The organism is Gordonia sp. YY1, assembly GCF_009872315.1.
In the GTDB taxonomy this organism is placed as follows: domain Bacteria; phylum Actinomycetota; class Actinomycetes; order Mycobacteriales; family Mycobacteriaceae; genus Gordonia; species Gordonia amicalis.
The window spans coordinates 58,926-79,329 of sequence record NZ_WXYI01000012.1; the positions used below are offsets into that span (position 1 = coordinate 58,926).

The following is a 20,404-nucleotide window of genomic DNA, read 5'->3' on the forward strand; positions in this document are numbered from 1 at the left end:
AGGATGGTGAAGTTCCGGTACGGATCACAGCCTCGACACGGATTTCGCCCCCAGCGTTCGGAGAACGCGAACCAACTGCTCACCTCCGTCGGCCACCGAGCCGTCGTTGACGATGACGACGTCGCCCGGACGATGTGGCGCCGGGTCGGGACGGGACAGGCGCGCCGTCACGTCGCTATCGGACTCTCGTCCTCGACCCCGCAGGCGGCGCTCCCGGACGTCGTCGGAGACGGTCACCCGGACGACCACCAGCCGCGCGTACCTGGTCGCCAACTCGTCGATGACGGATCGCGAAACGTTCACCACCGCGACCCGGCCGCTCCGCACCGTGTCGTCGATATCGGCCGGAATCCCGTAGCGCAGGCCATGCGCCACCCAGTGCGCCGCGAAGTCTCGACGTGCACAGGCTGCGTCGAACTCCGCGTCGGTGACCGGCCGATGATCCTCGCCGGGGCCGGCGGGCCGGGTGATCACCCGCCGCGGAAAATACGCGTCGCAGCGCTCGGTGGCGTAGTCCATCAGCGAGTCCTTGCCGACGCCGCTGGCGCCCACCACCGCGACGAACGCGCCGGGACCGAGTGGCGTGCTCACGTCACGCGGGTCCCGGCTCGGTAGACGCCTCGGACGACGGGGACGTCCACGCCGCGGGGATGACGTGGCGTGGGCGACGACGAATGCGGACGCACCCGCACCAGATCGGCACGCTTGTTCACCGCGATCTCGCCGCGGTCGTCGAAGCCGACGGCGCGTGCGGGGTTGCCGCTCACCAGTTTCACGCCCGCCACCAGGTCGAGCGAGCCCTCGGCGGCGAGCTGGAACACCGCCTGCAGTGGGCTCGCCGGTACGTAGTCCGACGACAGGATGTGCAGAAGCCCGCGTTCCAGGAGGTCGCTGGCGGCCACGTTGCCGGACTGGCTTCCACCGCGCGCGATGTTGGGAGCCCCCATCACCACCCGGAGACCGTGGCGGGTGGCACTCTCGGCCGCGACGATCGTGGTCGGGAACTCGGAGATGTGCACTCCCAGGCCGATCGACTCCTCGACGTGTTCGACGGTGGCGTCGTCGTGTGCGGCGAGCGTGATCCCCCGTTCGGCCGCGAGTGTGGCGATCGTCTTCCGGTTCAGGTCGGCATATCGCTCGGACTGTTCGACCCGTTCGGCGATGTAGCTGTCCATGTCCTCGAGTGCGATCAGATGCTTGCCCGAGTAGTACTTCTTGAACTGCTCGACATCGGCGAACTGTCGCTGCCCCGGCGCATGGTCCATCAACGAGGCGAGTCGGACGTGGGGGTCGTCGGCGAATCGGCTGAAGGCATCGACGCAGTCGGCGGCCGACACCTCGCAGCGGAGATGGATCGCGTGGTCGGCACGCAGCAGCCCGGCGTCGGCCGCCTGCGTCACCGCATCGGCGAGGCGATGCGCGGCGGTCGCGGCCCGGTCGGCCGACTCCGACTCGGAACCGATGCGGACGGCGTCGAGGACCGTGGTGGCGCCGGCCGCGGCCATCTGGGCGTCGTGGGCCAGCACCGCGGGCAACGGATCCCAGAAGACACCCGGTCGCGGTGCGAAGTGGTACTCGAGGTGATCGGTGTGGACCTCGACCACACCGGGAATCAGGTAGTCGCCGTCGAGGTCTTCTCCGGCCGACGGAGCGGAGCGCTGCGGACTGATGTCGGCGATCACGCCGTCCCGGATCAGAACGCTGCCGTGCAGGATCTGATCGTCGAGGACGATCCGGGCGTTGGAGAGGACCGTTTCGCTGCTCATCGTGTGATTCCTCTCTGGGCTGTCTGGGCTGTCTGGGCTGTCTGGGCGCTCGCGCCGGGATGACGGGATGCAGGTGCGACGGGTTCCGGCCGTGCCGTCCCGAAGGTCATGGGATGAACCGAATGAAGACGAAACGGTGCGCCCGGTGTCTCCTGGATCAGCACCGTCAACACGTCGAGGGGGATGTCGTGGCCGAGTACATCGGCGAACCACGACTGCAACACCCCACCGACTTCCGACCGCCGGTCGTCGGGAATCCGGTCGGTAAGCGTGAGGTGGAAGCGGAACTCGTCCAGTACGTACGGATAACCCCAGCGCTCGAGGAGCTCTCGTTGTCTCGGCGTCAGCGCGTCGGGGTTTCGGCGCGCACGATCCTCGTCGGTCAACGGCGCACGGAACGTGTCGAGACCGGTGACGACTGCGTCGGCCACCGAGCGCAACGGCTGGTCATCGACCCCCGGAACCAGCGCGAAGAACGATTCGAGCCGGCCCAGACGCAGACGAGGGATCGACACGGCCGGGGTGCGTGCCGCCAGATCGGCCACCGCGCAGGCCAACTCGTCCAGCGACCGGCCGGCGGCGAGACGGAACGGCGGCTTCAGTGTCCCGTGGAAACCGTACGAACGTGCGGCGACGGTGATCGCGTCGACCTCGTCGCGCACCCACCCGCTGGGCGCACACGGCGGTACGGCGCGGCCGTCGATCGCGCGACCCAGCCACTTCTCGGCATGTTCCCGGAGCCGGGCCGCGCGCGCGTCGGCCTCCGAGGACCCCCGGCCGAATCCCGGTGCCGCGTAGACCGCGGCACGCCACACGGTCATCTCGCGGTACCCGCGATCGGTGACGAACCGACACCGCCCGCTGGCGGGGTGAAGGAGGCGACGTCGATCAGTCGGTCGGCGACGGCTTCACGGACGTGTGCGTCATGGAAGATGCCGAGCATTGCGGTTCCGCGGGAACACTTCTCGCGGAGCAGGTCGATCACCACGTCGCGGTTGTGGGCATCCAGGGATGCCGTCGGCTCGTCGAGGAGGAGCAACGGCAGGTCCGGGAGGAACCCGCGCGCGATGTTGACCCGTTGCTGTTCGCCGCCGGAGAAGGTGGCCGGCGGCAATCCCCAGAGACGTTCGGGGATGCTGAGACGGGTCAACAGAGCGGCGGCCCGCTCTTCGGCGACGGTGGCGTCGACGCCGCGCTCGAGGAGCGGTTCGGCGACGACCTGGAGGGTCGGGACCCGCGGGACGCAGCGCAGGAACTGGCTGACGTAGCCGACCTGATCACGTCGCGCGGTGAGGATCTCGCGGGGGTCGACCCCGGCGAGATCCACGGTTCCCCGACCGGTGTGCAGCACGATCCGGCCGCGGTCCACGCCGTAGTTGCCGTAGACCATCTTCAGGATCGAACTCTTGCCGGCACCGGACGCACCGTCGAGGACGACACATTCGCCGGCGAACACCTGGAATTCGAGTCCGGTCAGCACCGGGAGCTCGACCCCGCCCTGCAGATGCATGACGAATCGTTTGTCGACTCCGGACACGTCGAGAACGGCGACGCCGCGTCCGGATGGGTCCGAAGACGTTGCCGAGGAACGGCTTTCGGTGGTGGGGAGCATGGTCATCCTTGCAGGATCGACGAGACGAGGAGTTGGGTGTAAGGAGCATGGGGGTCGTCGAGAACGCGGTCGGTGAGCCCTGATTCGACGACGCGGCCGTCCTTCATGACCACCGTGCGATGCGACAGCAACCGTGCGACCGCCAGATCGTGCGTCACGATCACGACGGCCAGCCCGAGATCGGCGACGAGCCGGCGGAGCAGGTCCAGCAACCGGGCCTGCACGGAGACGTCGAGACCGCTGGTCGGTTCGTCCATGAACACCAACCGCGGGGCGACGACCAGATTGCGGGCGATCTGCAGACGCTGGCGCATCCCGCCGGAGAAGTCGGCCGGCGCGTCGTCGATGCGGTCCACGGGGATCTCCACCCGTTCCAGCCACTGGGCCGCGGTGTGCCGGATCCGGCCGTAGTGGCGGTGCCCGGTGGCCATGAGCGGTTCCCCGATGTTGCCGCCGGCGCTGACGTGCATGCGCAGGCCGTCGGCGGGGTTCTGATGGACGAAGCCCCATTCGGTGCGCCACAGGTGCCGTACCGCGCTCTCGCTGAGCGCGGCGAGGTCGACGACCTCGCCGTCGGCCAGACGATAGTGGATCTCGCCCTCCGACAGCGACAGTCGCTGCGACAGCGTGCCGAGCAACGTCGACTTGCCCGAGCCCGATTCGCCGACGACGGCCAGGACCTCGCCCGGCCACAGGTCGAAATCGACGTCGCGGCAACCATACCGATGTCCGTAGCGATGCCCGGCCCCGCGGACGGTCAACAGGGGTGCGTCGTCGTTCATGCTCCGACCTCCTCGTCGGTTCGGATGGCGTTGCGTTCACAGTGATCGGTGTCGGAGCACACGAACATGGCGGTGCCGGAGTCGTCGGTGATCACCTCGTCGAGGTAGACCCCGACGGATCCGCAGATGGCGCACGGCCGGTCGAAACGTTGCGGTTCGAACGGATGGTCCTCGAAGCCCAGGCTCTCCACCGAGGTGAACGGCGGGACGGCGTAGATCCGCTTCTCGCGGCCGGCGCCGAAGAGCTGCAGCGCCGGGTTCATGTGCATCTTGGGATTGTCGAAGCTGGGAATCGGCGAGGGCGACATGAGATATCGGCCGTTGACCAGTACCGGGTAGTCGTAGGTGGTGGCGATGTGCCCGAAGGAGGCGATGTCCTCGTAGAGCTTGACGTACATCAGCCCGTAGTCCTCTAGGGCATGAAGCCTGCTGGTCTCGGTTTCCCGGGGCTCGAGGAACCGCAGCGGCTCGGGGATGGGCACCTGGTAGACGAGGATCTGTCCGGCGCGCAACGGGGTCTCGGGGATGCGGTGCCGGGTCTGGATGACCGTGGCGTCCTCGGTGACGGTGGTGGTGGCGACGCCGGACACCTCGGCGAAGAAGGTCCGGATGGATACCGCATTGGTGGTGTCGTCGGCACCCTGGTCGATGACCTTCAACACGTCGTCGCCGCCGAGAACCGCCGCGGTCACCTGGACGCCGCCGGTGCCCCAGCCACGCGGCATCGGCACCTCTCGCGAGGCGAACGGGACCTGGAAGCCCGGCACGGCAACCGCTTTCAACAGCGAACGACGAATCATCCGCTTGGTCTGTTCATCCAGATAGCCGATGTTGTAGCCGATGGATGTGACGCTCATGATGCCTCCGGGTCGAGCTCACGGGTGGATGTGTCGGCCGGGTCGTCGGCGACGCGCGCCACCCGACGGCGGAAGTCGTCGTGGAGCTGCCGGACGAGGACGAGCTCGGCCTGGAAGTCCACGTAGTGCGGGAGTTTCAGATGCTCGACGAAGCCCGTCGCGGCCACGTTGTCGGCGTGACTGATGACGAACTCCTCGTCCTGAGCGGGCGCGACGATGCGTTCGGCGAACTCGTCGGTCCGCAGGGCCCGGTCGACCAGCGACATCGACATGGCCTTGCGTTCACCTCGACCGAATGCCAGTCCGTAACCACGGGTGAACTGGGCGGGTGAATCGGCACTTCCGGTGAACTGGTTGATCATCTGACATTCGGTGATCTCGACACGACCCAGCGGAACCGCGAATCCCAGTTCGGGCGCGACGAATTCGACCTCGACCTCGCCGACGCGGATCTCGCCGGCGAATGGGTGCGTCCGGCCGTACCCGCGCTGAGTGGAATAGCCCAGCGACAGCAGGAACCCTTCGTCGCCGCGTGCGAGGGCCTGCAGACGACCGGCTCGGGACATCGGGAACGTGGTCGGATCGCGGGTGATGTCCACGGGTTCGGGGTCGTGCGGGTCCGGATCGGCGTCCTCGATGAGGTCGCCCCCGGCGAGAAGATCGGTGACCCGGGGCATGTGGACGTCCTCGGTGAGCGTCGCCGCCTCCGGACCGTCGGTGTCGCGATCGATGAACAACCGATGCGTGTAGTCGAAGGTTGCGCCGAGCTGCTGCCCGCCGGGCAGATCCTTGAACGTGGCCGACACCCGACGCTGTGGCGGCAGGGAAGCGGTGTCGACGGGTTCGGAATAGCCGAACCGGGGGAGAGTGGTCCGGTAGGACCGGACCAGGGTGATGGCCTCGAGTGCATCGCCCTGGGCCTGCACGATGGCGCGGCCCGCGAGTTCGGGGTCGTAGAGCGACCCCTCGCTCATCACCCGGGAGACCAGGACGCCGAGTTGATCGGCGATCTGGGCGGGCTCGAGCGCGGGCCGGCCGGCGTCGCCGCGTCCTTGCTTGGCCAGCAGGGCATGGGCGTTGGCGATGGCGCGTTCACCGCCTTTCACCGCTACATACATCAGACCTCCTGGGGGTCGAGTCGAGTCGTGCGAGGCAGCCCGGCCACGGTGTTCCCGGTGACGAGCACGAGGTCGACGCCGCGGGGGAAGAGGGTCGTGTTGCGGTGCCACTGCGCGGCGAAATCGTCGAACCCAGTCGGCACCTCGACGGCCTGGGCGGTCTCGATGCCCGGCCCGCGTCCGGCGAAACGGGTCGTCGGTGCGTCGGCGGGGACGGCGAGCAGGACTGTCGCCGACTGATGTGGCGCCTCGTCGGTACCGGCGTCGAGGGTGTCGAGGCGCGGGATCGACGCGGGATCGGTGGCGAGGATGAACTGGGCTTCGGCGGGGTCGTCGATCAGCCGGACACCGGTGTGGAAGGTCAGCCAGGTGCGGATCGTCGGTGTCGAGGACAGTTCCGGTGCGAGCCAGACGGTGCAGTCGTCGTCGAGGAGGGTCAGGGCGAGCGCCCCCAGTGCGGGACCGAGGGGCAGCGGGGCCGCAGGTGTGCCGGCGACGGGGAATCGCCGTCCGGGATGTGCCAGGGCGTCGAGTACGGCGCGGAACGCCGCCTGGGATTCCCTGGTCGGATCGTCGAAACCGGGTGCGGGAACGAGAGTGTCCGCGGAGACGGTCGGCGGTGTGGGGGTCATTCGTGCTCCCTGGAGATGTTGAAGAAGTCCACGAGTGTGCTGCGGGCTTCGGCGCGGCGGGTGGTGTCGCGCTCTTCGGCTGCCTTCCGCATCGGTTCGATGACCTCGGCGAGAACCCGTGGACGCTGGGTGTCGTCGCAGAGGAGAGCGTCGAAACATGCGGCGGCACGGGCATGGTCGAGGTCGGTGCCCAGGATGTAGGCCGAGCCCACGGCGTCGGCGGTCAGCGGTCCCCCGCTGAGGCGGACCGTTGCGCGGGTCACCGTGGCCTCACCGAGGTTGAAACGGTTGCCGACCGAGTCGATCCGGGCGCGGAGCATCAGCAGGCCGGCCTCGGGGCCGCGGATCTGCTGCACGGTGGGTTTGGGTTCCCACTGTTGCCACGCGGTGTCCACCTCGGCTGGGGGCGCCGATGCCAGAGTGTGCATCCAGTTCTGTCGCGGGGTGAGCGCGGGGTCCGCGTCGGTGCGAGGTGTCGTCGCAGTCATCGGTCCTCCGGTGTGTTGAATCGGTGAGAGTCGGTGGGGGGTGGAGCGGTCCTGCAGTAGTTGTCTAGATCAGTAGACAACTTGATGGTGGCCGGTGTCGGCCACCAACTCGGTGACGTGGGATGGCGGTGCGGTCGCCGTGCGGTGAACACTTGGTGAACGGCTTCGAGCCCCTGCGCAGGCGGTACATTCGGGATCATCATGGTCATGCACAGCAGGTCTCCCAGTGGCTACTCGACGTGGCGCCTCATCGCCGACGAGCTTCGGGGCGAGATCGTCGACGGCGGACTGCCGCCCGGCACTCGGCTGCCGTCGGAGTCGCAGCTCGCGAGTCGTTTCGGTGTCAATCGCAACACCGTGCGGCAGGCGGTGGCCGCGCTCGCGTCAGACCGCCTGGTCGTCGCGCGGCGCGGTAGCGGAACCTTCGTCGCCGAACACGAGGTCCTGGTCCACCGGATCGGCCTGAGGACGCGTCTCAGCGACAGTCTCGGTGGCCGGGCCAAGGGTGCGACTGTGCGCCTACTCGACGCCGAGACCGTGCCCGCGCCGGCATCCGTCGCGGCGCGACTGGGTCTCGACGACCGCCCGGCGCTGCGCCTGGAGATCGTCCGCGCCGTCGACGGTCTCCCGATCTCGTTGAGCACCAATTGGTTCGACGCCGAACGCGTACCCGGTCTCGCCGGGCGTTTCGAGGCCGAAGGGTCCGTGACCGGGGCGCTGCGCGCCGAGGGGATCGACGACTACGTGCGCGGTGCGACGACGATCGCGGCCCGCCATGCGACGACGAGCGAGGTCGCCGATCTGCAATTGCTCGAGGGTGCAGTGGTTTTGGCGGTCGAAGGGCTCGACCAGCTGCCGGACGGCACACCGCTGCAACTGGCTGTCACACGTTTCCCGGCGGACCGGGTCGAACTCGACGTCGACCCCGGGCGGTGAGGCACCGCCCGGGGTACGCCCCGCCGGGCATGGTCCGACCCTGATCTGACCGGTCAGCGGAACACCCGCCGTAGCCAGGCGGCGAGGCCCTCCACGATGAGAACGGTGACGACCATCATCATCACCAGCGTGGTCACCTGACCGTGCGTCGACGACAAGGTCGAGGCGTTCATCAGGTAGAAGCCGATGCCGCTGCCACCGACGATGCCGAGGATGGTCGCGGCCCGGATGTTCGAGTCCACCAGGTACAGGGTGTTGCCGATCATCGAGGGCAGGGCCTGCGGCCAGGTGGCCGCGAGGTAGCGCTGGCCGCGTGCCGCGCCGGTTGCGGTCAGGGCGCGTTCAGGGCCGGGGGACACCTCCTCGCAGGAGTCGGCGATCAGCTTGCCGAGAAGTCCGATGCCGCCGACGGCGAGTGCCACCACACCGGCCTGATTGCCGAGCCCGGTAATCATGATCAGGAAGATCGCGAGCACCAGTTCGGGTATCCCGCGGAACATCACCAGCAGCACCCGGAATGTTCCGCGCACAGCCGGATTGGGGGCGATGTTGCGGGCCGCGAGGGACCCGACGACAAGCGAGACGACGAGCGACAGCAATGCCGCGGCGAACGCGACCTGCACGGTCACCAGCAGTGCCTCGGCGAACTCGCCGAAGGTGTACGAACCGGTGTTGGGCGGCCAGAAACTCGCGATCGACGGCCACATGTGGGACCAGTTGACGTCGGCGAAGTCGATGTCGGCCATCCAGTAGCTGGAGATCACGAGCATGATCGCGCCGACGGTCCAGGCGCAGTTGCGGATTCGTCGTCGCGTCCACGGCTGACGCGTCATGGAGTCCACGGTCATCGCGATGGTGGAGGGGGCGTCGGTGGAGGTGCGACGCGGCCGGCCGCGGGTGACGAGTCGTACGGCGCGGTCACCCAGCCGGCGACCGCGAGGTTCCACGCCGAGGAGGTTGCGCCGGATGGTCGAGGAGATGATCTCGCACACGACGCACAACACGAAGATGACCCCGGCGATCCCGAGACCGCGTCCGTAGCCCTGCGGAAACTGCTCGAACGCGATCTTCATCGCATAGCCGAGTCCGCCGACGCCCGCGTAGCCGAGGATCGCCGAACCTCGCAGGTTGATGTCGAAGCGGTGCAGGGTCGTCGCGATCCATGACGGCAGCACCTGAGGGAAGACGCCCGACCAGAACTCCTGTGCGCGACTGCCTCCCGCCGCCCGGATCGCCAGCCGGGGGCCGTCGTCGATCTGTTCGATCGCATCGGCGAACATCTTGGAGATCATGCCGATCGAGTGGATGCCGATCGCCAGCACACCGGGCAGCGGACTCCCCAATACGAAAGCAAGCGAAAATGCCAACGCGAGAACGACATCGGGCACCGAGCGGGTGAGCACACCATTGGTCCGGCCCACCCAGCGCAACGTGGTGGACGGGGTGGTGTTCGACGCCGACACCCAGGCCACCGGAACGGAGATGATCGCGGCGATCACCGTCCCGAGGATCACGATCCCCAAGGTCAGCCCGATGAGATATGCGAGCTCACCCCAGGCCGGCAGGCTGATCGGGTCCATCAGCGTGAACACCTTGCGGGCATTGTCGATGCTCGACACGATGTTGGCCCAGGAGAAGTCGAGAGTGCTCAGCGAATAGACCCCGAAAGCCAGCATACCGAGTATCACGACCGTGCCGGCGGTGCGCCCGGTCCGCCGTGGCGGCCTGGGTGCCGACTGCTCCGGTTCTGGCGGAGCGGTCTCGAGGACGGTCACCACGTGCCGCTCCGGATGCGGAGGTCGTGCTCACCGGTTTCGGCGCCGACCTGGCGATAGATCGTCATGGCCCGCTCGCGGCTCAACTCGGCAGTCGGCGTGTCCAGGACGACCTCTCCCGCCCGCAGTCCGACCACCCTGTCGGCCCACTCGAGAGCGAGTTCGACCTGATGGAGACTGCAGACGACCGTCAGTCCGCGATCTGCGGCGATCTCCCGGATGAGTGCCATGACCTGTGCGCTGGAGTCGGGATCCAGGCTGGCCACGGGTTCGTCGGCGAGCAGGATCTCGGGATCCTGCATCAGTGCCCGCGCGATCGCGACGCGCTGCTGCTGCCCGCCGGACAGCTGGTCGGCACGTTCATATGCCTTGTGCAGCAGACCGACTCGATCGAGATGACCGAGAGCCTTGCGCCGCAGGGACTTCGGATAAGTCCACAGTCCCAGGCGCGGACCGCGCAGCTGCGCGAGCGCCCCGGTGAGCACGTTCTCCAGGACGGTGAGCGGGCCGACCAGTTCGAACTGCTGGAAAATCATCCCGATCCGGCCACGCAGCGCGCGCAACTCTCTCGAGGAGCTCCCGGTGAGGGTGCGGCTCAGTACCGATACGGCTCCCGATGTGGGTGAGTCGAGCCCGTCCAGATGGCGGAGCAGGGTCGACTTGCCGGACCCGGACAAGCCGAGCAACACGACGATCTCACCGCGTGCGACCGTGAGGTTGATGTCGTGCAGGGCGCGGGTGGCGCCGAAATCCTTGCAGACCCCGTTCACTTCGATGAGTGGTGCAACCGTCGTCGTGATCGCAGTGGGTGAGATCGTCGTGTTGGTCATGGTCGTGATCCTTCGACTCAGCGGGTCAGGACGCGCACTTCGCGGCGGCGATGTTCGTGCAGAGATCGCTGATCGGGGTGAAGTACTGCTTGTCCACCGGGAGTACGCCGAAGTAGTTGGACGTGAAACCGTCGGTCATCGGGACCCCCGACGCGGTGATGGCTTCCACCGTGGCACCGCGCAATGCGTCGGTGACCTTGGTCTTCGCGTCGGCCGGCAATGCGGAGGAGACGGTGAACGGGCCGCCGGGCACGTACTCGCGGTTGATCACCTTGAGCTGACCCTTCTTGACGCCTTCGGCGGCCACGGTGTCCTCGGCGAATCCCAGGTCGCACTGCTTGGAAGCCACTGCCTGGGCAGACTTGTCGTGGCTGCCGGCGAAGAACGGAGTGAAGTCGTCGAAGGTGGGTCGGCCGTTGGCATCTTGGCCCGTCGACGTCACATCGAGTCCCGCCTTGGACAGGGCGTTGAGCCCGAAGAGGAAGCCGGAGGTCGAATTCGGGTCGACGAAGCAGACCGACTTGCCCTTGGCGTCGGCCAGCGAGGCGATCGGCGAGTCAGCCGCGACGATGGCCTCCGAGAAGTACCCGGCGTCCTCGGCGTCCGGTGAAGTGAGGCCCGCGGCGACCGGTTCGATCTCGGCACCCTTGTTGGTGGCCATCACGTACTGGAGGCCGCCCATGACGCCGACGTCTGCCTTACCTGCGACGAGTGCCGCGACCAACGCGGTGTAGTCACTCGTGGGGTAGTACTCGACCTCGTAACCGGTGGTCTTGGCGAGGTAGTTCTGCATCGGCTTCCAGTTGGCATCCGAGCCGGCCTTGTCCGGGACCGCGGCGAAGACCAGGGTCTCGGGGGCCTTGGCCCAGCCGCTGGAGGCGGAGTCGGTGGACGAACAACCGGTCAGTGCGGCGGCGGAAAGTGCGCCGGCGACGGCGACGGACAGCAGGGTCTTGATGCTGGGGGCGCGCATGATGGAGGCCTTTCGAGGCGGTGGGATGGCTACGACCAGGGCGGTCGGGGGAATCCATGTGGCGGAGATGCGGCTGTGAGCAGCAGGTGCGCGAGCCGCCTTCCGGGCACGCCATCAGGGTTCGATGGCCCGATGAACGGTTGTCGACCCGCACCTGTCATCTGGGTGAAGGCGCCCGGAACATGTCTAGTTGTGTAGACAGGTTGGTTTCGTTGAGTGGCGAAGCGGGATGGATTCGGTGTCGCCCGCTACTGTTTTCCTCTGGACTCACTGAGGGAGACAACGTATGTCGGGCCATGTCAACGTGGACAACTTCGTTCGGGCGGAGACGCATCGGATGTTCGCCGACATCCAGCTGGCCGCCGGTGGGGTGGGCAGGTTCCGCCACAATCGCGAACCAGCCGCCATCGACGAACAGACGGTGATCCGGCTCAATCGGGACACCCTGTACAGCTTCGCCGTCGCCGATCTCGCGGCGCCGGCGGTGCTCACCTTGCCCGACGCCGGTGACCGCTACGTGTCCGCGATGATCGTGAACGAGGACCACTACGTCGGTGACGTTCTGCACGCGTCCGGCGAGCACACGCTGACGCAGGAGACGTACGGATCGCGCTACGTCCTGGTCGCCGTACGGATTCTGGTCGATCCGACCGATGTGGTCGATGTGGCCGAAGTCGGGAGATTGCAGGACCAGGTGACGCTCCTTCCGGGCTCGTCGGAGCCGTTCGTGTCCCCCGACTACGACACCGCAAGTCTCGATGCGACCCGAGATGCTCTGCTGGAGCTGGCGAAAGGGCTCACCTCCTTCGACCACACCTTCGGCAGCCGCGACGAGGTGGACCCGGTCCGCCACCTCATCGGATGCGCGGCGGGCTGGGGTGGGCTCCCGACATCCGAGGCCACCTATGTCGGCGTCGACCCCGCCGTCGGCCCCGGACACTACGAACTCGTCTTCGCCGACATCCCGGTCGACGCCTTCTGGTCGGTGTCGGTCTACAACGCGGCGGGGTTCTTCGAGCCCAACGAGAAGGACCTGTACACGGTCAACAGCGTCACCGGCGTACGCAACGGCGACGGATCGATCACCGTCCGGTTCATCCCCGCCGTCACTGGTGACGTCCCGCCCAACGCGATCGTGACGCCCGGGGGCTGGAACTACCTCATCCGCCTGTATCGTCCGCGCCCCGAGGTCCTCGACGGCACGTGGACTCCGCCGGTGCTGAAGCCGGTCGCCGAATCCTGAGCCGTCGGTCGCCCTCCGGAATGACGTCGCGTGCGATGTCGTTGCGGCCGTTCGACTTCGATCGAAGTCGCGTGAACAGAACAGTGTCGCAAGCGACTTCGATCGCACGAGGTGCGAGCCAAGGATCCTCGACCGCTGGTGGACCCGTCGCCGTGGTGGTATCAGCGTCTGGTGTTCAATCCGATGATGGCTGCGAGCTGTAGTTCGATGGGGGACAGCTCAGTGACGGACAGCCCGCGCATTGGCGGCTCCGGTCGGTGGTCGATGACTTCGCGGATCTCCAGGCGTGGCTGATCGCCGGACGCCGGGTCGGGTCCGTGGATCTCGGTACGCACCTGTCGGAGGTGCTCGATGAATCGGCGGGGTATATCGGGTCGCCGGTTGATGCGTTCGGGGTTGGGTGGTGCGCCGGGTTGGGTGTTGAGCCGCCAGGCGCAGCGACCCTCATCGGGTCCTTCCCGCACCATACGGGTGGTGTAGTCGCCGGGCCGGTTGCTGACCATGCGGTTGTGTTTCGGGCACGCCGGGGTCAGGTCGGTGATGTCGGTGAGTCCGCCCAGACCCCAATCGAGTTGGGCGTGATGCATTTCCACGTGGGTGGCGGATAGGTCGCAGTCGGGGGTGGAGCACACGTCGCCGTCGGGTCGGGCGAAGGAGGCGAGGCGTTGTTCGCGGGTGGCCAGCCGTTTGCCGCGTCCGAAGTAGAGCGGTACGGCGGTGGCGTCTTTGAACACGGCCAGCCAGGGTTGGGCGTCGGCGGCGAGGTTGATGAGATCTTTGATCGGGATCAGGGTGCCGGTGGCGGTGGTGGCGAACCCGGCTTCGCGGATGAGGTCGTTCACATCGGCTTTGACAATCAGTTGCACGGGAAGGCCGCGGTGGCTCTTACCCAGTAGTCCGTCCTCGAACACCACCTTCAGCAGGGCGTTGAGGGCGTCGTGATTCAACTGGGCCGGGGTGCGGTCATCGCGTTCGGCCGCCGCCGCCACCGCGTCGGGATCGGCGTCCTCGATCGACCCGTGGGGTGATTCGGGATCGTTCGGGTTGTTCATGCCGGGTTTGGCCCACACGGCGAGCAGCATGGTGATGCGTGCGAGGAGTTCGGGGGTGAGGGTGGCGGTCATCTTGGCGGTGCCGTCGGCGCGTTGCCGGTTGACCGACAGTTTGCGGCGTCGTTTGCGGTCGGTGTCGTCGGTGAGGGTGCCGTCGGGGTCGAGGTGGGCCAGTAGTCGCGAACCTACGTCAGTGATCCGCTCGGGGGTGAGGTTGACGGCTTGTTCGGCCATGGTGCGTTCGGCGGCGACCTTGACGTCGTGCTCGACGGCGTGCGGAATCTGATCCAACACGTCCATCACGGCGTGCACGTGCGCGGAACCGACTTGGCCATTGGCGAACGCTCCGGCCAGCGTCGGGTGCGTGGGTTCGAGGGGTTCACCGGTGGTGAGGTCGGGGTAGGTCGCGGTGGCCCGGGTCTGTTTGAGTCGTTTGCCGGGGTAGGCGATGCGGAGTCGGTGTTTCATGTAGTCGATGACGCTGCGGTAGCCGGACTTGCGTGGCAGGTCGCGCTGATCGGCTTCGACGATCTGCTGGTTGCCGGTGTAGGTGAGTCGGGCGATGGCCCGTTCGATGCGCATGCCGGCGTCATCGACTTCGGCATCGGACAGGCGGGTGAAACCGGTGTTCTGCAGCTTGTCGACGATCGTGTCGAGTTCATCGAGCAAATCGGGCATCTCGGCAGGGGCGGGCTCGTCGACGACATCAGTAGATGCGATGTCGGTCATGACGGTCACCTCCTGAATCCGTGGTTCGAATGCATGTTCGACTGTACACGCAATTACTGTGCCGTGCAGAAGAATTCGGTGCCGGATGGCGGCACTAGAAGTGTCGGAGGTGTGGTGTAAAGGGCCTCCGGTCGTCGATGGCATCCCGGGTGTCTCGAATGCCGGTGGTTGTATCGGCGAAAGCCATTCACACCACAGTCGATTTCGCGGATACTGCTTCAATGTTGCTGCCCCAGCGAATCCTCACTCGCCGGTCCCGCGTCGGCTCATTGGCGATCGCGGTCCTTGCACTCTCGGCGCTGCTGGCCGGCACCCCGGGTGCCGCAGACGCGGCGCCGGACAACTGGCGGTACACGATGGTGGGGTTCTCCAACACCAGTGCCCAGCACATGGACGTGTACCAGTCCTCGGACGCGACCCGGTTCCAGCCGATCCGCATGTCGGCTTACCAGCCACCGTCGGGTCTGGTGCGTGACCCGAGTATCTTCCGGAGTTCGGACGGCTGGTACTACGTCACCTACACCACCGGTTCGACGTCGATCGGCTTCGCGCGCAGTCGTGACCGCGTGAACTGGACCTTCATGCACAACTACCCGGTGCCGTTGTGCTGTGCCTTCCTGCCCGGCACGGGTGACGGCACCGGGTCGTCGGCGGGCTCGCTGAGTTTCGGATCGGCGGGCTCCAGTGACGGACCGTCGTTGTCGCCGTTCACCACCAAGGCGTGGGCGCCGGAGTGGTTCGTCGAAGGTGGCCGGGTCAACGTGATCCTGTCGATGTCGACGGGTGGCGGATTCGTTCCGTATCTGATGACCGCGCTCGATCCGGGACTTCGGTTGTGGAGTCCACCGGTTCCGATCCTCGGCCTCGGGGCGGACCGTATCGACACCACTGTCGTGAAGGTCGGGGCGACGTATCACGCGTTCACCAAGAACGAGACCAAGAAGGTCATCGAACACGCGGTATCCGGGTCGCTGGTGGGGCCGTACCGATTCGTCGCCCCGGGTCCGTGGGGTCGCCTGGTCGAGGGGTCTGCCGTGGTCCAGCTGCCGAACGGCAACTGGCGGCTCTATGTCGACGCCTATCGGGACCGCCGGTACTTCTACTCCGACAGTGGCGACGGGCTGCGGACCTGGACGCCGTTGAAGGAGCTCCCCGGACTCTCCGGATCTGTTCGTCACTTCGGCGTGGTCCGAGAACCGGTCTAACCCTGCCCGAGCAGGTTCACGGCGTTCGCGCCAGGCCGGGTCGAGATGCTGGGGAACGCGAGATCCGGATGGCGCCGCGGATTACGGCCGGGATCGACGACGATGAGCGTCAGCAGCATCGCCCCTCGACGGCCGGGAGGAGCCACTCGGTGCCGGCGGAGTAGCGAGCCGGCAGCAGAAACGGCACGGCCATCGACGCGAGGACGTAAACGTGACGCCGCGCCGGAGTTGGCCGATGACGAGGTCCGCGCGTCGACCGCCCTCGGGGACGAGGATTCGGCGATCTTGAGCGACATGTCAGATCGCATGCGCCACGCGCTGTTGCGGGTCAGTGGCAGGAGTGCATGAACCGTCGCGTTCCCCGTCCACGCGACACGATCCTCGGAAACCGTTGACTGAACCGACCCTGCCGGTACTGTGTTGGATATCACATAGGCTGTGGAGGGAGCGCCATGATAACGGCCGAAATGAGAGAACTGCACCGTAGTATCACCACGTTGCGGCATCACATCGTCGGACTGAGGGCGCACTACGGCGATACCGACGCGGTTCGCCGGATGGCCAACGACCTCGACCGCCTCGAGATCGACCTGCACGACTTCGAACACAGCCCGCCCAAGCCGATCAAGGTGAAGGCCAAGGAGCAGGTCGTCTACGTTCCCGACAGCAAGTCCGACGAGGCCGCGTGGCTCGGCGCTCAAGACGAAGGGCTCGGCTTCCACTCGCGTGAGCGCACGAAGTGAGCGCCCCCGCGGCTGAGCGGGAGTCACTCGGGGGCTTCTCCCCGAGACGGGCGCGCCTGACGGCGCGAACCCTACGGACCGACCGATGGTGGTTGTCGCCGTTGCTGACGGTCGTGGGTCTCGCGGCTTTCGTCGTCTACGCGACCGTGCGGTCGTTCGTCCGGAGCGCCTACTACGTCGCGGATTATCACTACCTGACGCCGTTCTACTCGCCGTGTCTGAGCGAGTCGTGCGTCCCTGGGTCGAGCCATTTCGGCACGCCCTTCCCCGAGTTGCCGATGTGGATACCGCTGGCGTTCCTGTCGCTGCCGTTCCTGCTCGGATTCCGGTTGACCTGCTACTACTACCGCAAGGCCTACTACCGGTCGGTCTGGCTGTCGCCGCCCGCGTGTGCGGTCGCCGAACCCCATACCAAGTACACCGGGGAGACGCGGCTTCCGCTGATCATCCAGAACTCGCACCGGTACTTCTTCTATGTGGCCGTCATCATCTCGGTGATCAACACCTACGACGCCATCGTCGCCTTCCACGGCAAGGGCGGTGGTTTCGGCTTCGGGTTGGGCAACGTGATCCTCGTGGTCAACGTGCTGTTGCTCTGGATCTACACGGTGTCGTGTCATTCGTGCCGGCACGTGACCGGCGGCCGGCTCAAGCACTTCTCGAAACATCCGGTGAGGTACTGGATCTGGACGCGGGTCTCCAGACTGAACACCCGGCACATGCAGTTCGCCTGGATCACGCTCGGTACGTTGATGCTCACCGATTTCTACATCATGTTGGTGGCCAGCGACACCATCTCGGATCTGAGGTTCGTGGGTTGATCGATTGAGTCGCAACCACTGTTGTGCAACCGTTTTCAATGTTGGGAGTCGCGCTAGATGACCGAACCGGAACGCTACCAGTACGACGTCGTTGTGATCGGTGCGGGTGGTGCCGGTCTGCGGGCGGTCATCGAGGCCCGGGAAAAGGGTTATTCCGTGGCCGTGGTGTGCAAGTCGCTGTTCGGCAAGGCGCACACCGTGATGGCCGAGGGTGGCTGTGCGGCGTCGATGGGTAACGCGAACGCGAAGGACAACTGGGCGACTCACTTCCAGGACACGATGCGCGGCGGGAAGTTCCTGAACAACTGGCGGATGGCCGAACTCCACGCCAAGGAAGCACCCGATCGTGTGTGGGAGCTGGAAACCTATGGGGCGCTGTTCGACAGGACCGCCGATGGTCGAATCGCCCAGCGCAACTTCGGCGGTCACACCTACCCGCGGCTGGCGCATGTCGGTGACCGGACCGGACTGGAACTCATCCGGACGATGCAGCAGAAGATCGTGTCTCTGCAGCAGGAGGACTTCGCGGCGACCGGCGACTACGAGTCGCGGATCAAGGTCTTCGCCGAGTGCACCATCACCGAGCTGCTCAAGGACGGTGACGCCATCGCCGGCGCGTTCGGTTACTGGCGGGAGTCCGGGCGGTTCATCGTGTTCGAGGCGCCTGCCGTGGTGGTCGCGACCGGCGGGATCGGCAAATCCTTCAAGGTGACGTCGAATTCCTGGGAGTACACCGGTGACGGCCACGCTCTCGCCCTGCGCGCCGGTGCGAGCCTGATCAACATGGAGTTCGTCCAGTTCCATCCGACCGGGATGGTGTGGCCGCCCAGCGTGAAGGGCATCCTGGTGACCGAGGGCGTCCGCGGTGACGGCGGAGTCCTGAAGAACACCGACGGCAAGCGGTTCATGTTCGACTACATCCCGCCGGTGTTCAAGGGGCAGTATGCCGAGACCGAGGATGAAGCCGACGAGTGGCTGGCCGACAACGACTCTGCCCGCCGCACACCCGATCTTCTTCCACGTGACGAGGTCGCTCGGGCGATCAACGAGGAGGTCAAGGCCGGTCGCGGAACCGAACACGGCGGCGTCTACCTCGACATCGCCTCCCGGATGCCGGCCGAGGAGATCATCCGCAGACTCCCGTCGATGCATCACCAGTTCAAAGAGCTCGCCGACGTGGACATCACCGCCGAGCCGATGGAGGTGGGCCCCACCTGCCACTACGTGATGGGTGGGATCGAGGTCGATCCGGACACCGGCGCCTCCCGGGTACCGGGTCTGTTCGCTGCCGGCGAGTGCTCTGGGGGGATGCACGGATCGAATCGGTTGGGCGGTAACTCGTTGTCGGACCTGCTGGTCTTCGGTCGACGCGCCGGGCTCGGCGCGGCGTCGTATGTCGAGTCACTGGGCAACCGGCCCGGAATCGCCCAGGACGACATCGACCGCGCGGCGAGATACGCGCTCTCGCCGTTCGATCCGCCGGCCGACGGCAAACCGGAAAACCCCTACACGCTGCACATGGATCTGCAGCAGGCGATGAACGATCTCGTGGGCATCATCCGTAAGGAAGACGAGATGCAGGAAGCGCTGCGAGTTCTGGCCGACCTTCGAAACCGGCTCGGCGACATGCAGGTCGAAGGTCACCGGCAGTTCAACCCGGGCTGGCATCTGGCGATCGATCTCCGGAACATGTTGCTGGTCAGCGAGTGTGTGGCGAAAGCAGCCCTCATGCGTACCGAGAGTCGCGGCGGACACACGCGCGACGACCACCCGTCGATGGACTCGGACTGGCGCAACACACTGCTGGTGTGCACCGCGGACATCGGCGACGGCTCCCCGGTCCCCGAAGTCGACGTCGTGAAGCAAGAGCAGACCCCCATGCGTCCGGATCTCCTGGAGTTGTTCGACTTCGCCGAGATCGAGAAGTACTACACCGCCGCGGAGATCGCCGGCCACCCCGATGCCGTTGGTAGGCAGGAGAACTGAGATGGGCTACGACGCGAGTTTCCGGGTGTGGCGCGGCGACACCGAAGGAGGGGGGCTCCAGGACTTCACGGTGCTCGCCAACGACGGTGAGGTGGTGCTCGACATCATCCACCGCCTGCAGGCAACCCAGGCTCCCGACCTGGCCGTGCGATGGAACTGCAAAGCCGGCAAGTGCGGCTCGTGTTCGGCGGAGGTCAATGGTCGCCCCAAACTGCTGTGCATGACCCGGATGTCCACGTTCACCGAGGATGAGGTCATCACGGTGACCCCGTTGCGGACGTTCCCGGTGATCCGCGACCTGGTCACCGACGTCTCGTTCAACTACGAGAAGGCCCGCGAGATCCAGGCCTTCACCCCGCCGCCGGGTCTGGGACCGGGGGAGTACCGCATGAAGCAGGTCGACGTACAGCGGTCCCAGGAGTTCCGTAAGTGCATCGAGTGCTTCCTGTGCCAGAACGTCTGTCATGTGGTGCGCGATCACGAGGAGAACAAACAGGCCTTCGCCGGGCCGCGCTATCTCATGCGCATCGCTGAGCTCGACATGCACCCTCTCGACGTCGCCGAACGGCGCGAGACCGCACAGAACGAGCACGGCCTAGGCTTCTGCAACATCACCAAGTGCTGCACCGAAGTGTGCCCCGAGAACATCAAGATCACCGACAATGCGCTGATCCCGATGAAGGAACGGGTGGCCGACCGGAAGTACGACCCGCTGGTGTGGTTGGGGAACAAACTGTTTCGGCGATAGCCAGAACTGATCGAACTGAGTGGCACGGGTGGGCCCGCGCTGATCGACCGGGCATCCGTGAGCCCGGGGGTGCCGGTGTATCTCTGTTCGGCACAGGGGTTGACCCGG

21 protein-coding genes are annotated in these 20,404 nt (G+C 66.4%); 7 read left to right on the forward strand and 14 right to left on the reverse strand.

What is annotated here, in order from left to right:
* Positions 1 to 24 precede the first annotated feature (24 nt).
* From phnN to phnG, 9 genes are read right to left on the reverse strand one after another with little or no spacing between them, the layout of a single operon-like run.
* Positions 25 to 591, reverse strand: a complete 567-nt coding sequence (gene phnN, locus BPODLACK_RS15905; protein WP_159405646.1) for a phosphonate metabolism protein/1,5-bisphosphokinase (PRPP-forming) PhnN — start codon at positions 589 to 591, stop codon at positions 25 to 27.
* Positions 588 to 1,766, reverse strand: a complete 1,179-nt coding sequence (locus BPODLACK_RS15910; RefSeq protein ID WP_159405647.1) for an alpha-D-ribose 1-methylphosphonate 5-triphosphate diphosphatase — start codon at positions 1,764 to 1,766, stop codon at positions 588 to 590. The genes phnN and BPODLACK_RS15910 overlap by 4 nt, the downstream gene beginning before the upstream one ends.
* Complete coding sequence (locus BPODLACK_RS15915; protein WP_159405648.1) at positions 1,763 to 2,587, reverse strand: DUF1045 domain-containing protein; 825 nt, start codon at positions 2,585 to 2,587, stop codon at positions 1,763 to 1,765. Before BPODLACK_RS15915 ends, BPODLACK_RS15910 begins: the two co-directional genes overlap by 4 nt.
* Positions 2,584 to 3,384 (reverse strand): phosphonate C-P lyase system protein PhnL, encoded by an 801-nt coding sequence (gene phnL / locus BPODLACK_RS15920; RefSeq protein ID WP_236577689.1) that lies wholly within the window; start codon positions 3,382 to 3,384, stop codon positions 2,584 to 2,586. The genes BPODLACK_RS15915 and phnL overlap by 4 nt, the downstream gene beginning before the upstream one ends.
* Entirely contained in the window at positions 3,381 to 4,160 is a 780-nt protein-coding gene (gene phnK / locus BPODLACK_RS15925; protein ID WP_159405649.1) for a phosphonate C-P lyase system protein PhnK, read from the reverse strand. Before phnK ends, phnL begins: the two co-directional genes overlap by 4 nt.
* The gene (locus tag BPODLACK_RS15930; RefSeq protein ID WP_159405650.1) at positions 4,157 to 5,017 is read right to left on the reverse strand and encodes an alpha-D-ribose 1-methylphosphonate 5-phosphate C-P-lyase PhnJ; all 861 of its coding nucleotides are present in this window, start codon (positions 5,015 to 5,017) and stop codon (positions 4,157 to 4,159) included. Before BPODLACK_RS15930 ends, phnK begins: the two co-directional genes overlap by 4 nt.
* Positions 5,014 to 6,135: a carbon-phosphorus lyase complex subunit PhnI gene (locus BPODLACK_RS15935; RefSeq protein ID WP_159405651.1), complete on the reverse strand. Its 1,122-nt coding sequence runs from the start codon at positions 6,133 to 6,135 to the stop codon at positions 5,014 to 5,016. Before BPODLACK_RS15935 ends, BPODLACK_RS15930 begins: the two co-directional genes overlap by 4 nt.
* The gene (gene phnH, locus BPODLACK_RS15940) at positions 6,135 to 6,767 is read right to left on the reverse strand and encodes a phosphonate C-P lyase system protein PhnH (RefSeq protein WP_159405652.1); all 633 of its coding nucleotides are present in this window, start codon (positions 6,765 to 6,767) and stop codon (positions 6,135 to 6,137) included. Before phnH ends, BPODLACK_RS15935 begins: the two co-directional genes overlap by 1 nt.
* A complete protein-coding gene (phnG, locus tag BPODLACK_RS15945; protein ID WP_159405653.1) occupies positions 6,764 to 7,255 on the reverse strand; it encodes a phosphonate C-P lyase system protein PhnG in 492 nt (163 codons plus the stop codon). The genes phnH and phnG overlap by 4 nt, the downstream gene beginning before the upstream one ends.
* Before the next feature lie 207 nt (positions 7,256 to 7,462).
* On the opposite strand from phnG, the gene phnF reads away from it, so the two are divergent.
* A complete protein-coding gene (gene phnF / locus BPODLACK_RS15950; RefSeq protein ID WP_236577690.1) occupies positions 7,463 to 8,191 on the forward strand; it encodes a phosphonate metabolism transcriptional regulator PhnF in 729 nt (242 codons plus the stop codon).
* Between the two features lie 53 nt (positions 8,192 to 8,244).
* On the opposite strand, the gene BPODLACK_RS15955 is transcribed toward phnF, so the two are convergent.
* The 3 genes from BPODLACK_RS15955 to BPODLACK_RS15965 are packed head-to-tail and all read right to left on the reverse strand — an operon-like array spanning position 8,245 to position 11,769.
* Positions 8,245 to 9,969 carry a PhnE/PtxC family ABC transporter permease gene (locus tag BPODLACK_RS15955; protein ID WP_159405655.1) on the reverse strand — a complete coding sequence of 575 codons (1,725 nt, stop codon included), beginning with the start codon at positions 9,967 to 9,969 and terminating at the stop codon, positions 8,245 to 8,247.
* Positions 9,963 to 10,796, reverse strand: a complete 834-nt coding sequence (gene phnC / locus BPODLACK_RS15960) for a phosphonate ABC transporter ATP-binding protein (protein ID WP_201450624.1) — start codon at positions 10,794 to 10,796, stop codon at positions 9,963 to 9,965. Before phnC ends, BPODLACK_RS15955 begins: the two co-directional genes overlap by 7 nt.
* A gap of 25 nt (positions 10,797 to 10,821) precedes the next feature.
* Positions 10,822 to 11,769 carry a phosphate/phosphite/phosphonate ABC transporter substrate-binding protein gene (locus BPODLACK_RS15965; protein ID WP_159405656.1) on the reverse strand — a complete coding sequence of 316 codons (948 nt, stop codon included), beginning with the start codon at positions 11,767 to 11,769 and terminating at the stop codon, positions 10,822 to 10,824.
* Between the two features lie 286 nt (positions 11,770 to 12,055).
* Here BPODLACK_RS15965 and BPODLACK_RS15970 point away from each other — a divergent pair, with 286 nt between their 5' ends.
* Complete coding sequence (locus BPODLACK_RS15970) at positions 12,056 to 13,012, forward strand: DUF1214 domain-containing protein (protein WP_159405657.1); 957 nt, start codon at positions 12,056 to 12,058, stop codon at positions 13,010 to 13,012.
* Positions 13,013 to 13,173: 161 nt separating this feature from the next.
* Here the strand turns inward: BPODLACK_RS15970 and BPODLACK_RS15975 are convergent, their stop codons facing one another.
* Entirely contained in the window at positions 13,174 to 14,793 is a 1,620-nt protein-coding gene (locus BPODLACK_RS15975) for a DUF222 domain-containing protein (RefSeq protein ID WP_159405658.1), read from the reverse strand.
* Between the two features lie 221 nt (positions 14,794 to 15,014).
* Between BPODLACK_RS15975 and BPODLACK_RS15980 the strand changes: the two genes are divergently transcribed.
* Positions 15,015 to 15,998, forward strand: a complete 984-nt coding sequence (locus BPODLACK_RS15980; RefSeq protein ID WP_159405659.1) for a glycoside hydrolase family 43 protein — start codon at positions 15,015 to 15,017, stop codon at positions 15,996 to 15,998.
* Here BPODLACK_RS15980 and BPODLACK_RS23790 read toward each other — a convergent pair.
* A complete protein-coding gene (locus BPODLACK_RS23790) occupies positions 15,995 to 16,117 on the reverse strand; it encodes a hypothetical protein (protein WP_268895971.1) in 123 nt (40 codons plus the stop codon). The genes BPODLACK_RS15980 and BPODLACK_RS23790 overlap by 4 nt on opposite strands.
* A gap of 333 nt (positions 16,118 to 16,450) precedes the next feature.
* Here BPODLACK_RS23790 and BPODLACK_RS15985 point away from each other — a divergent pair, with 333 nt between their 5' ends.
* Genes BPODLACK_RS15985 through BPODLACK_RS16000 form a run of 4 tightly spaced genes read left to right on the forward strand, consistent with a single transcriptional unit; the run spans position 16,451 to position 20,296 of the window.
* Complete coding sequence (locus BPODLACK_RS15985) at positions 16,451 to 16,741, forward strand: hypothetical protein (RefSeq protein ID WP_024498745.1); 291 nt, start codon at positions 16,451 to 16,453, stop codon at positions 16,739 to 16,741.
* Entirely contained in the window at positions 16,738 to 17,562 is an 825-nt protein-coding gene (locus BPODLACK_RS15990) for a hypothetical protein (protein WP_159405660.1), read from the forward strand. The genes BPODLACK_RS15985 and BPODLACK_RS15990 overlap by 4 nt, the downstream gene beginning before the upstream one ends.
* Positions 17,563 to 17,619: 57 nt before the next feature.
* Positions 17,620 to 19,548 carry a fumarate reductase/succinate dehydrogenase flavoprotein subunit gene (locus tag BPODLACK_RS15995; RefSeq protein WP_024498743.1) on the forward strand — a complete coding sequence of 643 codons (1,929 nt, stop codon included), beginning with the start codon at positions 17,620 to 17,622 and terminating at the stop codon, positions 19,546 to 19,548.
* A gap of 1 nt (position 19,549) precedes the next feature.
* Positions 19,550 to 20,296 (forward strand): succinate dehydrogenase/fumarate reductase iron-sulfur subunit, encoded by a 747-nt coding sequence (locus BPODLACK_RS16000; RefSeq protein ID WP_159405661.1) that lies wholly within the window; start codon positions 19,550 to 19,552, stop codon positions 20,294 to 20,296.
* Positions 20,297 to 20,404 lie beyond the last annotated feature (108 nt).

Coding starts and splice junctions, on each gene's coding strand:
- BPODLACK_RS15910 (WP_159405647.1), bottom strand. CDS start 1,766: ATGAGCAGCGAAACGGTCCTCTCCAACGCCCGGATCGTCCTCGACGAT.
- BPODLACK_RS15915 (WP_159405648.1), bottom strand. CDS start 2,587: ATGACCGTGTGGCGTGCCGCGGTCTACGCGGCACCGGGATTCGGCCGG.
- phnL (WP_236577689.1), bottom strand. CDS start 3,384: ATGACCATGCTCCCCACCACCGAAAGCCGTTCCTCGGCAACGTCTTCG.
- phnK (WP_159405649.1), bottom strand. CDS start 4,160: ATGAACGACGACGCACCCCTGTTGACCGTCCGCGGGGCCGGGCATCGC.
- BPODLACK_RS15930 (WP_159405650.1), bottom strand. CDS start 5,017: ATGAGCGTCACATCCATCGGCTACAACATCGGCTATCTGGATGAACAG.
- BPODLACK_RS15935 (WP_159405651.1), bottom strand. CDS start 6,135: ATGTATGTAGCGGTGAAAGGCGGTGAACGCGCCATCGCCAACGCCCAT.
- phnH (WP_159405652.1), bottom strand. CDS start 6,767: ATGACCCCCACACCGCCGACCGTCTCCGCGGACACTCTCGTTCCCGCA.
- phnG (WP_159405653.1), bottom strand. CDS start 7,255: ATGACTGCGACGACACCTCGCACCGACGCGGACCCCGCGCTCACCCCG.
- phnF (WP_236577690.1), top strand. CDS start 7,463: ATGCACAGCAGGTCTCCCAGTGGCTACTCGACGTGGCGCCTCATCGCC.
- phnC (WP_201450624.1), bottom strand. CDS start 10,796: ATGACCAACACGACGATCTCACCCACTGCGATCACGACGACGGTTGCA.
- BPODLACK_RS15965 (WP_159405656.1), bottom strand. CDS start 11,769: ATGCGCGCCCCCAGCATCAAGACCCTGCTGTCCGTCGCCGTCGCCGGC.
- BPODLACK_RS15970 (WP_159405657.1), top strand. CDS start 12,056: ATGTCGGGCCATGTCAACGTGGACAACTTCGTTCGGGCGGAGACGCAT.
- BPODLACK_RS15975 (WP_159405658.1), bottom strand. CDS start 14,793: ATGACCGACATCGCATCTACTGATGTCGTCGACGAGCCCGCCCCTGCC.
- BPODLACK_RS15980 (WP_159405659.1), top strand. CDS start 15,015: ATGTTGCTGCCCCAGCGAATCCTCACTCGCCGGTCCCGCGTCGGCTCA.
- BPODLACK_RS23790 (WP_268895971.1), bottom strand. CDS start 16,117: ATGCTGCTGACGCTCATCGTCGTCGATCCCGGCCGTAATCCGCGGCGC.
- BPODLACK_RS15985 (WP_024498745.1), top strand. CDS start 16,451: ATGATAACGGCCGAAATGAGAGAACTGCACCGTAGTATCACCACGTTG.
- BPODLACK_RS15995 (WP_024498743.1), top strand. CDS start 17,620: ATGACCGAACCGGAACGCTACCAGTACGACGTCGTTGTGATCGGTGCG.
- BPODLACK_RS16000 (WP_159405661.1), top strand. CDS start 19,550: ATGGGCTACGACGCGAGTTTCCGGGTGTGGCGCGGCGACACCGAAGGA.